Raw genomic sequence first — 970 nt, 5'->3', positions numbered from 1 at the left:
GATCGGCGTGATGGATTAGCCCTGCCAGATTGTCTTTAGCGCTGTTGATTGCCTGTTCTAAGGCCTCTAACGGTAACGCCTCAGTGGACATAGTCGACCGGGTGGACCAGCCAACGATCTTGCGGCTAAACACGTCGGTGACGAATGCTGTGTAAACGAACCCGGACAAGGTTCTAACGTAGGTGATGTCGGCTACCCACAACCTGTTTGGGGCATCGGCCTTGAAATGCCTTTGAACCAGATCAGGACGCCTATCAGGGGACGGCGCGGGCCTGGTAGTAACGGGGTTACGGCCGCGCCGAACGCCTTTTACGCCGGCTAGACGCATGAGTCTGGCGACCTGGTCACGGCCAACATCCCAGCCAGCCCGAATCATCGCGTGCCACATTTTACGTACCCCGTAAACTGAATAATTCTCGGCGTGAATACGCTCAACCTCAGCCACCAAAACCTCATCGCGTATGCTTCTGGCGCTAGCAGGCCTGCTCTTGGCTAGCCTGTAGCCGCGGGCGGTGATGAACCCGCTAGCAAGATGAGTATTTAGTGTCCGGCATATCGGCTCGACCCCGAATTGATGCTTAAATTTGTCGATATAAGCAATCATCATCGGGCCGGTCGGTCGAGCTCGGCTGCGAAAAAAGCCGAAGCAGTCTTCAAAATCTCATTAGCCCGCCGCAGCTCAGCATTCTCGCGTTTTAGACGCTTGATCTCGGAGTGTTCTTCACGAGTGATACCAGGAGCCTTACCGTCATCGATTTGTGCTTGGTTATACCAGCGCCGTAACGATTCATTCGCTATCCCCAGTTTCGGGGCTATCTGACTGATCGCCTGCCACACAGTACAAGAACCATCCGCCTCCAGACGGCCAGCCACCATCCGAACCGCACGGGCCTTAAACTCTTGCGAATACCTTCTAGACATGTTCCTAATCCTCTCAAAAACAGGTAGGAACAAAACCCAGTACGCTTCA

Annotated in this window: 2 protein-coding genes; both read right to left on the bottom strand. The window is 54.2% G+C overall.

The annotated features are described in order from the left end of the window. A partial coding sequence (locus tag PWJ82_RS09480; protein WP_274736429.1) for an IS3 family transposase occupies nt 1-604 on the bottom strand: 604 nt, incomplete at its 3' end. Further along, nucleotides 604-970: transposase (locus PWJ82_RS09475; protein ID WP_274736427.1), on the bottom strand; the 367-nt coding region annotated here is incomplete at its 5' end. The genes PWJ82_RS09475 and PWJ82_RS09480, both read right to left, overlap by 1 nt.

The sequence above is a fragment of the Actinotignum schaalii genome, from assembly GCF_028864145.1.
Classification (GTDB): domain Bacteria; phylum Actinomycetota; class Actinomycetes; order Actinomycetales; family Actinomycetaceae; genus Actinotignum; species Actinotignum schaalii_B.
Note: the sequence above shows the minus strand (reverse complement) of the source record. Positions and strands in the feature narration are given on the sequence as shown.